Genomic DNA, 15,748 nt, shown 5'->3' with positions numbered 1-15,748 from the left:
GCTCTCTCAAAATTTTTTGGGTTCAGATGGCCAGGCTGTCGACGACACCGCCGTCGACCCGCAAGGCAGCTCCGGTAGTGGCCGAGGATAACGGCGAAGCGATGTAGGCCACCAGATTGGCGACTTCCTCGACATCCGCCACGCGCTGGATGATCGACGTTGGCCGGGCCTTGCGCACGAACGCATCGGCTTCGTCCCGGGCGCTGCGTCCGGATTCGGCCGTGGCGTCCTTGAGCATGTCTTCCAGGCCATCGGTAAAGGTCGGGCCGGGCAGGATCGCATTGACCGTCACGCCGGTGCCGGCCAGGCGTTTGGCCAGGCCATGGGACACGGCCAGGTTGGCGCTTTTGGTCACGCCATAGTTGATCATGTCCGCCGGGGTCGCCACGCCGGACTCCGAAGACAGGAAGATCACCCGCCCCCAACCCTGCTTGACCATGTCCGGCGTGTAATGCCGGGACAGGCGCACGCCGGAGATCACGTTGACCTCGTAGAAGCGTGTCCACTCACTGTCCGGGGCGTCGAAGAAATCCACCGTGTTGAAGATCCCTAGGTTGTTCACCAGGATGTCTGCCCGTGGTTCGGCGGCGAACAGTTTTTCGGCGCCCTCAACGGTGCCAAGGTCTGCGGTCACGCCGCGCAACTGCGCACCGGGCACGCTTTGACGAATGCTCGCCATTGCCTGCTCGACCTTGGCCGTGTCGCGGCCGATCACCACCACCGTGGCGCCTGCCTCGGCCAGTGCCTTGCTGATGCCCAAGCCGATGCCGGCGGTGCTGCCGCTGACAATTGCGAGTTTTCCGCTCAAATCGATTTTCATGCTCAAGCTCCAATGAGGGGATAACGGAGTGCGCTCGGACGCCGCGCAAAAGGATCGGGAAGAGTGTAGCGGCCGCCCGGGTCAAGGGGCTGCTCACTCGTTTTGAAGGGATTGTTCAGCGGATGCCAGTGTTACTTCATGAAAGCTGCAGACCTTACTGCGGAGAGGAACTTGCGCCCTCGCCAGATGTATCCAAGTGTGGCCTACCTGTCAGCTCTCGAGATACAGGGTGCGATCCGGCGTTCCACCTTTCGATACAGTGCTGTTGGCCCCGTCGATAGCCTGAACCGGAGTTCAACGATATCGATTCGGCAAAACACTCGTCGCACTGGAAAACTGCACCGCACAGGGCGGCGCCACTATCGGGGCATTGATCGACTGCAGGAGCACCGGTTCGGACTCGCGCAGGTACACCGGCATGTCGGTCACCGGTGGCATGGCCGGAATCTCGAAGTACATCTGCACCACCCAGCCACGGTGATAGCTGGCGTGGTTGACCACGTGCATCAGCATCGCACCGGCGCTCATGGTGCCGCTTTCGCCCGAGACAAAGGTGAATTCCAGGAGCTTGTCCAGGGAGGCGTCGGTTTGCCGGGCACTCCAGTCGCAGTACCAGCGATCGATGGCTTTTTGCGCCATGCGCAGTTCGGACAGGTCGGCGTGCAGCAGGTCGTGTGAGGTCTTGAAGCCATGCCCCCGGCCTTCAAGGTGCGCTTGCCAGATGCAATCGACCACGTAGACATGATTGAGGGTGCCGATCATGTTTTTGAACACCGACACCCGTTCTTTTTTGACTTCGCCCGGAGGGAGCGCCGCGAGGCTGTCAAAGAGGCGCTGATTGGCCCAGCGTTTGTAATCGGCCAGCAGGCAGGCAGTGCGTACGGTGATCATCAGAGTTCTCCGATGGCGGTAAGCGCACTCCCTAGCATAGACCCGATGGCCGCACAGCAGCGCCAGCCCTGATCATCGGTCGTCCAGGCGTTGCACCACGAGTTCGGCGAGGGCCAGGCAACTGGTCAGCCCCGGTGATTCGATGCCGAACAGATTGACCAGCCCCGGTACGCCATGTTCGGCACGAGCGCTGATGAGAAAGTCGGCAGCCGGCTCAGTCGGCCCGCTGATTTTCGGGCGAATGCCGCTGTAGGCCGGTTGCAGGCTGTTGTCCGGCAAACCCGGCCAATAGCGGCGGATCGCCTGATAGAACCCCTCGGCCCGGTGGGGCTCGACGCGGTAATCGATGTGCTCGACCCATTCGACATCCGGCCCGAAGCGCGCCTGCCCGCCCAGGTCCAGCGTCATGTGCACACCCAGTCCCGCGCTCTCCGGGGCCGGATACACCAGGTGGCAAAACGGTGCCCGGACGCTGAGACTGAAATAACTGCCCTTGCACAGATACGCCCAAGGAATGAATTGCCCCGGCAGTCCGACGATGCTGCTCGCCACCTCGGGAGCGGACAACCCAGCGCAATTGATCAATTCGCGGCAGCACAATGTCATGGGTTGACTGCCGACCATGTGCAGCTCGAAACCCTGCTCGATGCAACGGGCCGATAGCAGCGGCGTGTGCAAGGCCAGCGTCGCGCCAAACCTTTGGGCATCACCCTGAAGCGCCAGCATCAACCCGTGGGAGTCGACAATGCCGGTAGACGGCGACCACAGCGCCGCGACGCAGGACAACGCCGGTTCTAGCTCCCGGGCCTGCGGGCCATCCAGCCATTGCAGGTCATCGACACCATTGACACGCCCCTGCTGCAACAGGCGCTGCAAAGCCGAGCACTGCTGCTCATCGGTGGCCACGATCAGCTTGCCCACACGCCGGTAGTCGACACCGTGCTCATCGCAGTAAGCGTAGAGACGCTGCTTGCCGTCCACGCACAACCGCGCCTTGAGGCTGCCGTCCGGGTAATAGATGCCGGCGTGAATCACTTCCGAGTTACGCGAACTGATGCCCGTGCCGATGCCCCCGCCGGCCTCGACCACCAGCACTTCCCGCCCGCTCATGGCCAGGGCCCTGGCCACCGCCAGCCCGACCACGCCAGCCCCGATCACCACGCTTTGAATATCGACGTTCAACGACCTTGCCTCCCTCTCACCCCGCTCCTCGCTAATGCCAGGGAACTCTCGGTGACCGCCACGCATCCTAAACTATGTGGTACTTCCCTTATGCTTCATGCTGTCGGAGGACACCGTCATGCGCCGCATATTTATCATTTCTTCCTTGGTACTTTGTTTGCCCTTCGGCTCGGCCTTTGCCAAAGTGGATGCCGAAGATGTCGCCACCTCAGCCGGGGTTTCCGCCTCGCTGTACTCAACGTTCAAAGACCACAAACTCATGATTCCCGCCCGGGATGACGCATCCAGTTTCGTCGCCAGTGGCGGTGCGATTCGTGGTGCTTACCTGGAGGCGGTGTTGAAAAAGATCCGTCAGGACAATCCCGCCCTCAACAACGCAAGCGACGAAGACCTGGCCCGCGCCATTCTCGTCCAGGAAGGCGTTGCCGCCGATCACTGAAGATCGTCATCGCCAGCGGTGGGGCTTGTGACACCGGGATAGCGTTTCCGGCCCTACCTGGCGTGCGTGCCGGTGGACAAACGTGACCATCCGGCCACGAGTTGCGCGTTGATACTCACCCCGCCGCACACCACGATCACCACGTCACGGGCGTCGGCAATCGCCGGGTGATCCAGGTAGGCAATCGCCAATGAAACACCGCACGCCGGTTCGACCAGCTGCCGCAAATCATTGGCGTAACGCACCACGCCCATGATCGCCTCATCATCACTGAGCACCACGCACTCATAGGGGAAATCGCTGATGTGTCTGACCGGCCAGGCGGCCACTTGCGCGGCGCCCAGGGACGTGGCGACGGTGTCGATTTTCGCCAGTTTGACCGGGTACCCGGCCGCCATCGCCGCGGCGAACGACGCCGCGCCTTCGGTTTCGCAGGCTACGATGCGGCAATCGGTGTGCCGATGACGAATCAGTCCGGTGAGCAGCCCCGCCAGCAAGCCACCGCCGCCCACCGATGTCACCAGCACATCTACTGGCGGGCAGTCTTCAAGGATTTCATCGACCATGGTGCTGTGCCCTTCCCACAACAGCGGGTGGTCGAAGGCCGGCACAAATTCACTGCGTGGGTCCTGGGCGAGTTCCCGTGCCCATTGATTGGCTTCGTCCCAGACCTTGCCGTGCACGATCACCTCGGCTCCGGTATTGCTGATCCGCGCCCGGGTACTTTGCGGGGTGGTGTGCGGCACCACGATGCATGCCTTGAGCCCCAGGCACGCAGCGGCCATGGCCGTGGCCAGTCCCGCGTTCCCGGCAGAGGGGCAGACCACCTTGCGCTTGCCCTGCTGCACCGCCCGGCTGCACAGCAAACCCATGCCGCGCAACTTGAACGAGCCGCTGGGTTGCAGGTTTTCCAGTTTCAGCCAGATTCGGCGGGTCGGGGTCGAGAGGCCAGGGTGCAGGATCAAAGGCGTTCGGATGTGAAGCATGTCGGTTCCTGTTACACGCCACCGGCTCGCCGAACAGGTCAACGAGCCAGCGGTGAACGGTCCTCTCATGCAAGTTTAGTTCACCCGGCCTCGGGGCGACCGTCTCAGCGATAACGCGGCGCCGCCACGCAATTGCCAAACAACCCGGACAACGTCTTGCGCTGGGCTTCGTAACGGTCCCACTGACTGCCATCGTGCAGCCCTGGAATGGTCACCACTTCGCCAGCCGCCAGGCCAACGAGCGCGGCATCGACCATGTCTTCGGCGGACATCACGATTTCCTTCGGCAGGTTTTCCACCGGGTTGCCGGCCTCGCTCCAGAAATCGGTGGCGGTCGCCCCCGGCAACACCGCCTGGATGCGTAGGCCTTTGTCTGCCAGTTCATGCTGCATCGACTGGCTCAGGCTCAAGACGAACGCCTTGGTCCCACCGTACACGCCGTTGAGGATTTGCGGAGCGATGGCGACGATGGAGGCGATGTTGATCACGGTGCCGGTACCCCGGGCGACGAAGCCCGGTACGGCGGCATAGGCCAGGCGCATCAACGCCGTCACGTTGAGGTTGATCATCGCTTCCATGTCATCCACGGGACTGGCGAGCAGCGGCATGACGGCACCGACCCCGGCGTTGTTGACCAACAGGGTGATGCTGGCGTCGTTATGCAGGATCTGTTCGACCCGCAGCGAATCCGCCTTGATCGTCAGGTCGGCGGCCACCACCTCCACGGTGCGCCCGGTTTCGTCGCTCAAACGGTTGGCCAGGGCATTGAGCTTGCCCTGGCTGCGGGCCACCAGAATCAGGTCGTAACCCTGTCGGGCCAGGCGGTCGGCATACACCGCGCCGATGCCCGAAGAAGCGCCGGTGATCAGTGCAGTGCCTTTGGATGAAAGCGCCATGGTGCAATTCCTCTACGGTGAGGCGAGAGATTCGCCGGGTGCTGACCGTTATAAAGGGACTTACGAATGTCTCAAATGACGTTTAAAGTACGTTTTTCGGACATAACCGTTTGAGGACAGGCCGATGATCAACGTGGCGTTCGTGGTTTTCGAGGGTTTCCAGTCCATGGCGCTGGCCGCCATGCCGGTATTCGAGTACGCCAATTTCAGTGCCGCCGAGGCGCTGTATGACGTGCGCGTGCTGTCCGAAAACGGTCACAACCTGCGCGCCTCCGGCGGCTTGAGCGTTGGCACCGAAGCATTTGACGGGCGCGTGTTCGACACGGTAATCGTGGTCGGTGGCGACTCCATCGTCGAACAGGCCCCCGAGGCCGTGCTGGATTACCTGCGGGCCAGCATCAACACTGCACGCCGTACGGCGTCGATCTGTTCCGGGGCGTTCGTCATGGCCCAGGCCGGCTTGCTCGACGGACGGCGGGCCACCACCCACTGGGCCTACGCCCGGGAACTGCAGGCGCGGTTTCCGGCGATCAAGGTCGAGGCCGATCGCATCTACGTGATCGATGGCTCGATCTGGACCTCCGCCGGCATGACGGCGGGTATCGACCTCGCCCTGGCCATGGTGGAAAAGGACCACGGCGCCGAGTTGGCACGGGCCGTGGCGCAGAAACTGGTGATGTACCACCGCCGCGCCGGCGGCCAGTCGCAGCACTCGGCGTTGCTGGAGCTGGAGCCGAAATCCGATCGTATTCAAACCGTGCTCGGCTACGCCCGGGAACACCTGGCCCAGCCCCTTTCGGTGGAGCAACTGGCACAGGTGGCCAACCTCAGCCCCCGGCAATTCAGCCGGGCGTTTCGCGCCGAAACCGGGCAATCGCCGGCCAAGGCCATCGAAAATCTGCGCCTGGAAGCGGCGCGACAGATGCTCGAACGCGGGCGCCTGACCCTCGACCAGATCGCCCTGGAAACCGGGTTCACTGACCGCCGACGCATGCGCGAAACCTTCCTGCGGGTGTTCGGGCAACCGCCGCAGGTGATTCGGCGCAATGCAAGAGCAGAGGTAGCTTGATCGCGCCCTCGCCCGACTTGGGAACCCTCGGTATCTACACTGAACCTGACGGAGGTTACTTTTGGAGGCACCATGAAAATCTCGGCCAAACTGGCGTTTTTCGCCGTCGTCAGCACCCTCGCCTACCTCGCCCTGGCGATCTGGGGGCTGGGTGGTTTCGCAGCCTACTTCAGCCACGGTTCACTGGTCGTCGTTGCCCTGGCCACCCTGATCATGGCTGTCGCTTCTCTGTTCACCGAGGTCAACCTGAGTTCGGGGGAACGCGAAGACCGGGCCAACCGCTGGGTCATCCCGGCCTTCGGCGTGATCGGGTTGCTGAGCGGGTTTCTGCCGGCCTATACCGACCGCATCGATTTCTGGACTTTTGGCGGTGAGGGCGTGCGCTGGTTCGGCGCGCTGTTGTTCATCGTCGGCGGCGCGCCGCGGTTGTGGCCGGTGTTTGTGCTGGGCAAGCGCTTCAGTGGGCTGGTGGCCATTCAGCCGGGGCATCGACTGGTCACTGATGGGATCTACCGCAACCTGCGCAACCCCAGTTATCTGGGGATGATGGTCATCGGCATGGGTTGGGCACTGGCTTTTCGTTCTGGTGTCGGGCTGATATTGGTAGCGCTGACGCTGATCCCGCTGATCGCGCGCATTCACTCGGAAGAAGCCTTGCTGAGGGCGCAGTTCGGCAGCGAATACGAGGCCTATTGCGCCCGCAGCTGGCGGCTGATCCCAGGACTTTACTGACAGAAACACTGATCCAACATTAGACGGCGTGCAGGCGCAGACCTTCGGCATCCACCAGAACTTGCACCGATTCATAACTTGCCAACGTCGCATGCGGCGTCTCAACAGGCTGCTCATGAGTCGCCGTGACAATCATCAAGTCCGCCCCCGCCGCCTCGGCCGCCAGAATCCCCACCGTGGCGTCTTCAAAAACCAGGCACTGCCCAGGCTCGACACCCAGGCGCCGGGCCGCGAGGCGGTAACCCGCGGGGTCCGGTTTGCCGGCAGTCACATCCTCTGCGGTGATCATGATGGCAGGTTCGGGAATCCCCGCTGCCGCCATCCGCCGCAATGCCAGTTCCCGCGGGGCGGAAGTGACGATGGCCCACTGACGGGCTGGCAAAGACCGCAAGAATTTCGACGCGCCAGCCACTTCCAATACCCCATCGACATCGACGATTTCCGCTTCGGTAATCCACGCGGCTTCGGCCTCGGCATCCACCCCGGGCAAGCCCAGACGCCTGATGGTGTCGATGGCGCGGGCACCGTGAATGGTCGGCAGGAAGGTCTCGACATCGACGCCATGGCGCACGGCCCAGGTGGTCCAGACCCGCTCGGCGGCAGCAATGGACGTCAGGACGGTGCCGTCCATGTCGAACAGAAAGGCACGGTAGGTCGAGTTGAATACAGAGTGATCGGACAAGGAAAAGAACCTCGCGGGTACCGGACGGATTTGCCCGGCAATGTAGCATCTGCGCGCAGTTCAGTTGAGTCGTTTGGACTTGAACGTCTGGCCCACGCAATCGAGCAGCCCGCCAATCATCCAGGGTTTCTTGATGAAGGAGACCGCGTGCCGCACGCCTGCGCTTTCAGGGGTTTCGAAACCGGACATGATCATGATCGGCTTGTCCGGCCAGCGATCGCCGAACTGGTTGGCCAGGTCCGCGCCGTTGAGCATGCCGGGCATGGTGATGTCTGTCAGCAGCATGTGCACCTGCGGCGCATGCTGTTCCAGATAGATCGCTGCCGCGTCCGCACTGATTTGCGGCTCGACGACAAAACCTTCCTCCTGAAGAATCTCACAGAGAAACTCCAGGATCATCGGGTCGTCCTCAACCACCAGAATCAACCCGCCAGGGAGATCTCCACCCGCCGTCGGTACTCGACTCATGACTGTGCCGCTCCCTGATTGCCTCAATGATTTCGCGGGTTCTGATCCGCCACCTAAAAGGTATGAGCAGCGGACTCGGCGGAAATTCATTTTTGATGCAGTCAGGCGACCGGTCTCAAGCGTCCTGATCAATCTTGCGCATCTGGCGGCACGTTATCCCTGAAGCCCTGCGGAAAAAACCTGTGGGAGCGAGCCTGTGTGGCGAGGGGGCTTGCCCCCTCGCCACACAGGCTCGCTCCCACAGGGGATTGCGGCGGTTGGACTTACTGCGACATTTCGCTTTTCTTCATCGCATCCTTGGACATGGCGTCTTTTTTCATGCCGTCCTTGCTCATGGAGTCCTTGGACATTGCATCCTTGGACATGGCGTCCTTGGACATCGAATCGGTCTTCTTCATCGCGTCTTTCTTCATCGCATCCTTGGACATGGCGTCCTTGGACATCGAATCCTTGCTCATGCTGTCGTTGCTCATAGTGTCGGCGGCAAAAACACTGGCAGCACCAACGGCCAGGCACATGGACAGAACAACGGTGGTCAACTTTTTCATGATGAATCTCCTTGGAGCATGGGTTTGCGGACGGTGAATGTCTCGGCCGTTCATCAGCTGCCACCGAACCAGTTGTAGCCCTGGTCTTCCCAGTAGCCGCCCGGATAGGTGTTGGTGACGAACATCGCCTGAATGTGTTTGGGGTTCTTGTAGCCAAGCTTGGTGGGCATGCGCAGCTTCATCGGGAAGCCGTATTCGCGCGGCAGCACCGCGCCGTCATACGTCAGCGTCAGCAGGGTCTGCGCATGCAGCGCGGTGGCCATGTCGATGCTGGTGTAGTAGTCGTCGGCGCATTTGAACCCGACGTACTTGGCATCGGTGTCGGCGCCGATGCGCTTGAGGAAATCGCTGAAGCGCACGCCGCCCCAACGCCCGATCGCGCTCCAGCCTTCTACGCAAATGTGCCGGGTGATCTGCTCGGTCTGGGCCATGGCGCGCAGCTCTTCAAGACGCCAGCTGCGTTTGTCGGCGACCAGCCCGGTGACTTCCAGGCGATAGCCCTCCTCCTCCACCGTCGGTGCCTCGTCGATGCCGTAGAAGGCATTGAAGGGAAACGGCCGGGTGATCATCGATTCGGGATAGGTCGGCGCCATCGCATTGGGGTTGAACAGCCAGCCCTGCACCCGGTCGTTGAAGCGCGACATGGACGACAGTGCGGTGTCGACGCTTTCGTTGTCGGTGATGTTGCAACCGGACAGCATTGCCACGCCGCCGAGGGTCAGGCCACGCAGCAGGAACGAGCGGCGCGAGCGGTCTTCGATCTGCGGGGCGAGGATCTTGCGGGCGTCGGTCAGGATCGACGCCTCGTCCAGCCCGGGTACCTGAATGCGCTTTTTCATACCTGCTCCTTGCGGCCGACGATCATGGCCAACAGCGTTTTCGGAACCAGTGCGACCATCACCAGATGCACCGCCACGAAGGCCACCAGCAGCGCCATGGCGAAGAAGTGCACGCGGCGTGCGCCCTCGTAGCCGAACAGCAACTCACGCAGCAGCGGGAACTGCACCGACTTCCACAACACCAGCCCGGAGAGCACCAGCAGCGTGATGTCGACCATCACGAACAGGTACGCCACCCGTTGCACCTGGTTGTAATGACTGAGGTCGGCGTGTCCGAGCTTTCCGCGTAGTGCGTCCCACAGGTCATGCAGCACGCCTTTGGGCGACACCGGGAAGAAACGCCGCTTCAGGCGTCCGCTGAACAGGTTGAAGGCCAGGTAGATCAGGCCGTTGATCGCCAGGAACCACATCGCCGCGAAATGCCATTGCAGCGCGCCACCCAGCCAGCCGCCGAGGGTGATCGACTTGGGAAACCTGAAATCGTAGATCGGCGAGGCGTTGTAGATGCGCCAGCCGCTGGTGACCATCACCAGCACCGCCAGGGCGTTGAGCCAATGGGTCAGGCGTAGCCAGCGTGGATGACTGGACTTGGGTGAAGCAGTGTTCTGCGACATGTCCGGCTCCCGGTTGTTGTTCGTTGGAGCCGATTATGGGAGCCGGAAGATCGCCAAATCCTCACGTAAAGTTAAATTAAACGTGATAACTGCTCATTCACTGCCGACCAAAACCCTGTAGGAGTGAGCCTGCTCGCGATGACGGGCCATCAGTCGACATCAATGTTGAATGACAGACTGCTATCGCGAGCAGGCTCGCTCCTACAGGGTTCTGTGGTGGTCCGCCGGTTGTGCAATTATGGTTAAATGCCGCCCCCCGCAAATTGCCGACCCAGACCAATGAACGCAGATGCCCTCTCCACCCTTCACGACCACCTGCTGACCGCCCTGGCGGTCGCCCCCGCCGAAACCCGCCGCCTGTTCCACGGCCGTGGCCGTTGCTGGCCGGGGCTGGAGCAAGTGACCGTGGACTGGTTGCAAGGCGTAGTGCTGGTGGCGCTGTTCAAGGAGCCGGAAGCGGCGCAACTGGAAGACCTGAAGCAGGTGCTGATGGCGATCACCCAGTCTGAGCAATGGGCCCAGTCCGGCGCCCATACCCTGTTGCTGCAACACCGCTACCTGCTGCAAAGCACCACAGAGTGGCTGCTCGGGGACGTCATCGAGGAAATGACCATCACCGAAGGCGGGTTGAAGTACCGGGTGGACCTGGGCCGCAAGCAGAACACCGGGCTATTCCTCGACATGCGCTACGGCCGCGATTGGGTGCGGGCCAATGCAGAGGGCAAACGGGTGCTGAACCTGTTCGCCTACACCTGCGGCTTCTCGGTGGCGGCCATCGAAGGCGGTGCGAGCCACGTGGTCAACCTCGACATGTCGAGCCCTGCCTTGAACCGTGGTCGCGACAACCACCGGCTCAACGGCCACGACATGAGCAAGGTCGGTTTCCTCGGCCACGACCTGTTCAAATCCTGGGGCAAGGTGATCGGCAAGGGCCCGTACGACCTGGTGATCATCGACCCGCCTTCGTTCCAGAAAGGCAGCTTCCTGCTGACCAAGGACTACCAGCGCGTGCTGCGCCGGTTACCGGAATTGCTCAGCCCTCAAGGTACCGTGCTGGCGTGCATGAACGACCCAGCCTTTGGTGCCGACTTCTTGATCGAGGGTGTGACCCGCGAGGCGCCAAGCCTGCGGTTCGAACAGCGGCTGGAAAATCCGCCGGAGTTCCCGGATGCGGATGTGGAATGTGGGTTGAAGGCGTTGGTGTTCAAGCTGCAGAGCTGAAAGATCGCAGCCTGCGCCAGCTCCTACGGACCTGTGCATACGCCTGTAGGAGCTGGCGAAGCCTGCGATTTTTTGACTTGGATCTCAACGCGGCCGCAACACCAGCGCAAACAACTCGCCATGCCCGTTCACGTTGAGCTTGTGATAGAGATTGCGCCGATGCACTTTCACCGTCTCCGGGGAGATGCCCATTTGCTGGGCGATGGCCTTGCTGGAGAAGCCCTGGAGAATCAGGCGCGCGGTTTCGATTTCCCGCAGGGTCAGGCGTGCGTCGAAGCGATCGAGCAAGGTTGCCAGGTCACCCGCCACAGCCTCGGCGACCGGCCCTTCCGGTGGCAGCAAATCCAGGTGTCGGCGCATCGCCGCCAGCACCCAGTCACGCACGCACAGCAGGCGGCCCTGCTCCTCGAGGCTGAAGCGAGTCGCACGCCCCAGGGACAGGCCGAGCACGGCGCCATCGACGTTGACCATGAACTGCAACTCATCCCCACCGACCACGGTGCTGAAGTAACTCAAGTAGTACTCGCTGTGCTGGAACTGATCGGGGGCCACCGATTCGAGGCTGTGCAAACCATCGGCAATGCCCGCGCAGGCGGCCTGGTAGAACGGATCGAGCAGGTACATGCCGGCGCGGTAGTCCGCAAGTTCTTCCTGTTCATCACTGTTGCCCTTGGCATCGAAGTCAATCAGCAGGCGCGGCACATGGCCCGGGCGCATCAGCGCCACCAGCGCGTTGTCCAGCGGCACCAGCAAGCGCAAGGTATCGACCAGCGCACGCCAGAAACCGTCCTGCCCCACCGCCGTGAAGACCCGCGCCAGCCCCTGGTGCACCGGCAACTCTTTCAACAACGCGTCCACGCACTACCCCTTTTGAGTAACCCATGATGGGAATGGGTGAAGGCCACCCCGGTCGATACGCTGCAAACTCCTGATTACCACCGGCCGCAACAGGCCAGGAGTGCCGCATCATGAGTCGTCACCGCTTGTATTTCAATCTGGGGTTTGGCGCCTGTCTGGCGGTTTCGCTGTCGGCTTTTGCGGTCGAAGCCCCGACGGTGCACGTGTACAACTGGTACGACTACATCGGCCCCACCACCTTGCAGGACTTCAAGCGTGACACCGGGATTGCGCCGGTCTACGACACCTTCGACAGCGCCGAAGTGCTGGAAGGCAAGTTGCTTACCAGCCGCAGCGGCTACGACGTGGTGGTGGCCAGCAACTTCAGTCTGCCCACGCTGATCAAGGCCGGCGCCCTCGCCCCCTTGCCCCGTGCGCAGATGCCTGACTTCAAGAACATGGACACTGATCTGCTGGCGAAACTCGCCAACAACGATCCCGGCAACCAGTACGCCGTGCCCTACCTGTGGGGCACCAACGGCATCGGCTACAACATCGACAAAGTCCGCGCAGCGCTGGGTGACAAGGCGCCGGTGGATTCCTGGGACCTGGTGTTCAAGGAAGAGAACCTGGCCAAACTCGGCCAATGCGGCGTGGCCATGCTCGACTCGCCGTCGGAGATGCTGCCGGTCGCCCTGCATTACCTCGGCCTGCCACCCAACAGCACCAACCCAGAGGACTACAAGAAGGCCGAAGCGCTGCTGCTCAAACTGCGCCCGCACATCGCCTACTTCAACTCGTCGAAGTTCATCAGCGACCTGTCCAACGGCAACATTTGCGTGGCGGTGGGCTGGTCCGGCGCGATGCTTGAAGCCAAGAGCACCGCCGAGCAGGCCGGCAACGGCGTGAAGATCGCCTACAGCTTGCCCAAGGAAGGCGCGCCGGTGTGGTTCGACACGCTGGTGCTGCTCAAGGATGCCCCACACCCGGAACAAGGCATGGCCTTCATCGACTACCTGATGCGCGCCGAAGTCATCGCCCCGGTCAGCGACCACCTCAACTACCCCAACGGCAACCGCAGCGCGACCACGCTGGTGGCCGAAGCGACCCGCAACAACCCGGCCGTCTATCCGCCGGCTGAAGCCATGGCGACCTTGTTCACTCTCCAGCCCTTGCCGCCGGCTACCGAACGCGTGCGCACGCGGATCTGGAGCAAGGTCAAGAACGGTCAATGAATCCAGCTCTGTTCTGTGGCGAGGGAGCTTGCTCCCGCTTGAGTGCGCAGCACTCACAAAATCGACGTGTTAACCGAGATCTTGGGGCTGCTGCGCAGCCCAGCGGGAGCAAGCTCCCTCGCCACAAGATCGAGTTGGCCTGCAAATTTTCTGGAATGAATTAACGATGAGAAAACCCATGAAACCACGCGCCCGTGACCTGAACATCCCGATTGGCCAACTGCAACCCGGCCCGCTCAATGCCATCACCGACGTCCCCGGCGTACGGGTCGGCCACAGCGATGTGCGAGGCCGCACCGCCAATGGCCGCGACATCCTCACCGGCGTCACCGTCATCGAACCGCGCGCCGGTTCCACCAGCCAGCAACCCTGCTTTGCCGGCGTGCATGTGCTCAACGGCAACGGCGATGCCACGGGGCTGGAGTGGATTCGCGAGGCCGGCTTGCTGACCAGCCCCATCGCCTTCACCAACACCCACAGCCTGGGCGTGGTGCGCGACGCGCTGATCGTGCTCGACCGCGAGCAGCAGCCGGATGACGGGCGCCTCTACTGGAACATGCCGGTGGTGCTGGAAACCTTCGACGGCTTGCTCAACGACATCAACGGCTTTCACGTGAAGCCTGAACACGTGGCCCAGGCCGTGCGTTCGGCGACGGGTGGTCCGGTGGCCGAAGGCAATATCGGCGGTGGCAGCGGCATGATCTGCCACGAATTCAAGGGCGGCATCGGCACTGCGTCGCGCCGTTTGAGCAGTGTCCAGGGTGGCTGGACGGTGGGGGCGATCGTCCAGGCCAACCACGGCATTCGCAATGAATTGCGCGTCGATGGCTACCCGGTCGGGCGCTACATGGAACAGGTCGATTCGCCGTTCCTCAAGGCCTCGTTACCCCATCCTGGCATGGGTTCGATCGTGGTCTGCCTGGCCACCGATGCGCCGCTACTGCCACACCAGTGCACCCGCCTGGCCCAGCGCGCCAGCCTCGGCCTGGCCCGCACCGGCGGCGGCAATGAAGACCACAGCGGCGACATCTTCATCGCCTTCGCCACCGGTAACGATCACGTGCCACCGGCTGCCTACGAGAGCAAGAAAGCGCCGACCACCGACAACCTGAGCATGGTCAACAACGACCACATCAGCGAGCTGTTCCTGGCCGCCACCGAAGCCGTGGAAGAAGCCATCATCAATGCCCTGCTTGCCGCCGAAACGGCCGAAGGCAACGGGCATGGGGTGCAGGGGCTGGATGCCGAAACCCTGCTCAAGGCGTTGCGCCGCGCCGGCTGGCCGGGGGATACGACTAGCGGTACTTGAGTAAAACACTAGGTCTTTTTAGGATGAACTTACGCAGCCGCTTGTTTGTGCAAGCCGCCGCGTAGGTGGTGAGTGAACTGAACCACTACCAAGCTCACCGCTTGTTTCACGCGCATCTTGAGCCTCACGGCTCCACTTCCTCCCCATCAAGAGCTTTGAGGCTCTTTTTTTTACCTCCGAAAACCATCTACCTATCAATACATCTCCAATGTGGGAGTTGTGATGTTTAGGAGAGTGCGATCAGACCAGGCGCAACCGAGGGCCGGCGGCTGGCACCGCATCGTCACCCAACCGCCCCCGCACAAACTCCTGAGCCTTGCGCGTCAACTGGTCCAGATGCCGGTCGCGCTGTTTTTCCGCGTCGGTCATGGCCCGTTTGCCATGCTTTTGCAGCAGGTAGGTATGAATCTGCCGCACTTCCAGCGAGCTGTAGATCGACGCCACATCCAGCAGCGCCATCAAGCCATCGGTGGCGTGGTCACGGGTGTTCATCAACACCTGGGTCGCGCGCACACCCAGCACCTGAAAGCCCATCGCCTCGAAATACGGCACCTTGGCCACCGCGCAGGTCAGTTCGGCATGGGGATAGCGGCCGACCACTTCCCGCAGCATCCGCCGGGCCACGCCCTGGCGCCGATACTCGGCCTGCACCGCCATGTACGCCACGCCGCACGCCTCGGGGTCGTCCTGCACCGGCAGGTACAGCACAAAGCCAGTCACCTTTTGCGGGTCGTCTTCGTCCGTGGCGACAATCAACTCCACGGCAATGCCTTTTTCACCGTTCAGCGCCTCCAGATACAGGTGCACCTCATAGCCGATCGCGTATTGATAGAGGTTGTACAGCAGGTTGCTGGGCGGGATCGCGACCATGCTGATGTCGGTCAGGTTGTCGACCACCATCTGCAGGATCTGGCTATTGATGTGCTCGGGGCACGGGTTCTTGAAGTGGCTGATCAGGGGCATTGCGGTGACAGGCTCCG

18 protein-coding genes are annotated in these 15,748 nt (G+C 62.1%); 6 read left to right on the top strand and 12 right to left on the bottom strand.

Annotated elements, in window-relative coordinates; all coding sequences use genetic code 11:
* Positions 1-22: 22 nt before the first annotated feature.
* The 3 genes from KGA96_RS14895 to KGA96_RS14885 form a co-directional block, all read right to left on the bottom strand.
* Complete coding sequence (locus tag KGA96_RS14895) at positions 23-820, bottom strand: SDR family NAD(P)-dependent oxidoreductase (protein WP_046043620.1); 798 nt, start codon at positions 818-820, stop codon at positions 23-25.
* A 294-nt stretch (positions 821-1,114) separates the two neighbouring features.
* Positions 1,115-1,711 carry a DinB family protein gene (locus KGA96_RS14890; protein ID WP_046043619.1) on the bottom strand — a complete coding sequence of 199 codons (597 nt, stop codon included), beginning with the start codon at positions 1,709-1,711 and terminating at the stop codon, positions 1,115-1,117.
* 72 nt (positions 1,712-1,783) lie between these two features.
* Positions 1,784-2,893, bottom strand: coding sequence for an NAD(P)/FAD-dependent oxidoreductase (locus KGA96_RS14885; protein WP_223513405.1), 1,110 nt, complete (start codon positions 2,891-2,893; stop codon positions 1,784-1,786).
* Positions 2,894-3,011: 118 nt separating this feature from the next.
* Between KGA96_RS14885 and KGA96_RS14880 the strand changes: the two genes are divergently transcribed.
* The gene (locus KGA96_RS14880) at positions 3,012-3,332 is read left to right on the top strand and encodes a DUF2388 domain-containing protein (protein ID WP_046043617.1); all 321 of its coding nucleotides are present in this window, start codon (positions 3,012-3,014) and stop codon (positions 3,330-3,332) included.
* Positions 3,333-3,385: 53 nt separating this feature from the next.
* On the opposite strand, the gene KGA96_RS14875 is transcribed toward KGA96_RS14880, so the two are convergent.
* Together KGA96_RS14875 and KGA96_RS14870 are read right to left on the bottom strand one after the other, a co-directional pair.
* The gene (locus tag KGA96_RS14875; RefSeq protein WP_046043616.1) at positions 3,386-4,318 is read right to left on the bottom strand and encodes a pyridoxal-phosphate dependent enzyme; all 933 of its coding nucleotides are present in this window, start codon (positions 4,316-4,318) and stop codon (positions 3,386-3,388) included.
* Positions 4,319-4,422: 104 nt separating this feature from the next.
* Positions 4,423-5,214: an SDR family NAD(P)-dependent oxidoreductase gene (locus KGA96_RS14870; protein ID WP_046043615.1), complete on the bottom strand. Its 792-nt coding sequence runs from the start codon at positions 5,212-5,214 to the stop codon at positions 4,423-4,425.
* A 124-nt stretch (positions 5,215-5,338) separates the two neighbouring features.
* Here KGA96_RS14870 and KGA96_RS14865 point away from each other — a divergent pair, with 124 nt between their 5' ends.
* Positions 5,339-6,283: a GlxA family transcriptional regulator gene (locus KGA96_RS14865; RefSeq protein WP_046043614.1), complete on the top strand. Its 945-nt coding sequence runs from the start codon at positions 5,339-5,341 to the stop codon at positions 6,281-6,283.
* Between the two features lie 72 nt (positions 6,284-6,355).
* Entirely contained in the window at positions 6,356-7,015 is a 660-nt protein-coding gene (locus KGA96_RS14860; protein WP_046043613.1) for a methyltransferase family protein, read from the top strand.
* 19 nt (positions 7,016-7,034) lie between these two features.
* On the opposite strand, the gene KGA96_RS14855 is transcribed toward KGA96_RS14860, so the two are convergent.
* The 5 genes from KGA96_RS14855 to KGA96_RS14835 all read right to left on the bottom strand — a co-directional run bounded on the left by KGA96_RS14855 (position 7,035) and on the right by KGA96_RS14835 (position 10,166).
* Positions 7,035-7,697, bottom strand: coding sequence for an HAD-IA family hydrolase (locus KGA96_RS14855; RefSeq protein ID WP_080925404.1), 663 nt, complete (start codon positions 7,695-7,697; stop codon positions 7,035-7,037).
* A 60-nt stretch (positions 7,698-7,757) separates the two neighbouring features.
* Positions 7,758-8,165 (bottom strand): response regulator, encoded by a 408-nt coding sequence (locus KGA96_RS14850; RefSeq protein WP_046043612.1) that lies wholly within the window; start codon positions 8,163-8,165, stop codon positions 7,758-7,760.
* A 263-nt stretch (positions 8,166-8,428) separates the two neighbouring features.
* Complete coding sequence (locus KGA96_RS14845) at positions 8,429-8,713, bottom strand: pentapeptide MXKDX repeat protein (RefSeq protein ID WP_223464466.1); 285 nt, start codon at positions 8,711-8,713, stop codon at positions 8,429-8,431.
* 53 nt (positions 8,714-8,766) lie between these two features.
* Positions 8,767-9,552 carry a molybdopterin-dependent oxidoreductase gene (locus KGA96_RS14840; RefSeq protein WP_046043956.1) on the bottom strand — a complete coding sequence of 262 codons (786 nt, stop codon included), beginning with the start codon at positions 9,550-9,552 and terminating at the stop codon, positions 8,767-8,769.
* On the bottom strand, positions 9,549-10,166 hold the full coding sequence (locus tag KGA96_RS14835; protein ID WP_046043958.1) for a cytochrome b/b6 domain-containing protein: 618 nt from the start codon (positions 10,164-10,166) through the stop codon (positions 9,549-9,551). Before KGA96_RS14835 ends, KGA96_RS14840 begins: the two co-directional genes overlap by 4 nt.
* A 279-nt stretch (positions 10,167-10,445) precedes the next feature.
* On the opposite strand from KGA96_RS14835, the gene KGA96_RS14830 reads away from it, so the two are divergent.
* The gene (locus tag KGA96_RS14830; RefSeq protein ID WP_046043960.1) at positions 10,446-11,387 is read left to right on the top strand and encodes a class I SAM-dependent methyltransferase; all 942 of its coding nucleotides are present in this window, start codon (positions 10,446-10,448) and stop codon (positions 11,385-11,387) included.
* Between the two features lie 84 nt (positions 11,388-11,471).
* Here the strand turns inward: KGA96_RS14830 and KGA96_RS14825 are convergent, their stop codons facing one another.
* Entirely contained in the window at positions 11,472-12,245 is a 774-nt protein-coding gene (locus KGA96_RS14825; RefSeq protein ID WP_046043961.1) for a helix-turn-helix transcriptional regulator, read from the bottom strand.
* Positions 12,246-12,355: 110 nt separating this feature from the next.
* On the opposite strand from KGA96_RS14825, the gene KGA96_RS14820 reads away from it, so the two are divergent.
* Positions 12,356-13,459, top strand: coding sequence for an extracellular solute-binding protein (locus KGA96_RS14820; protein WP_046043962.1), 1,104 nt, complete (start codon positions 12,356-12,358; stop codon positions 13,457-13,459).
* 178 nt (positions 13,460-13,637) lie between these two features.
* On the top strand, positions 13,638-14,768 hold the full coding sequence (locus tag KGA96_RS14815; protein WP_223464469.1) for a P1 family peptidase: 1,131 nt from the start codon (positions 13,638-13,640) through the stop codon (positions 14,766-14,768).
* 240 nt (positions 14,769-15,008) lie between these two features.
* On the opposite strand, the gene KGA96_RS14810 is transcribed toward KGA96_RS14815, so the two are convergent.
* Complete coding sequence (locus tag KGA96_RS14810; RefSeq protein ID WP_223464470.1) at positions 15,009-15,731, bottom strand: GNAT family N-acetyltransferase; 723 nt, start codon at positions 15,729-15,731, stop codon at positions 15,009-15,011.
* Between the last annotated feature and the right edge of the window lie 17 nt (positions 15,732-15,748).

The organism is Pseudomonas sp. GL-R-26 (genome assembly GCF_019947365.1).
Classification (GTDB): domain Bacteria; phylum Pseudomonadota; class Gammaproteobacteria; order Pseudomonadales; family Pseudomonadaceae; genus Aquipseudomonas.
This window is presented reverse-complemented; position numbering and strand designations above follow the sequence as displayed.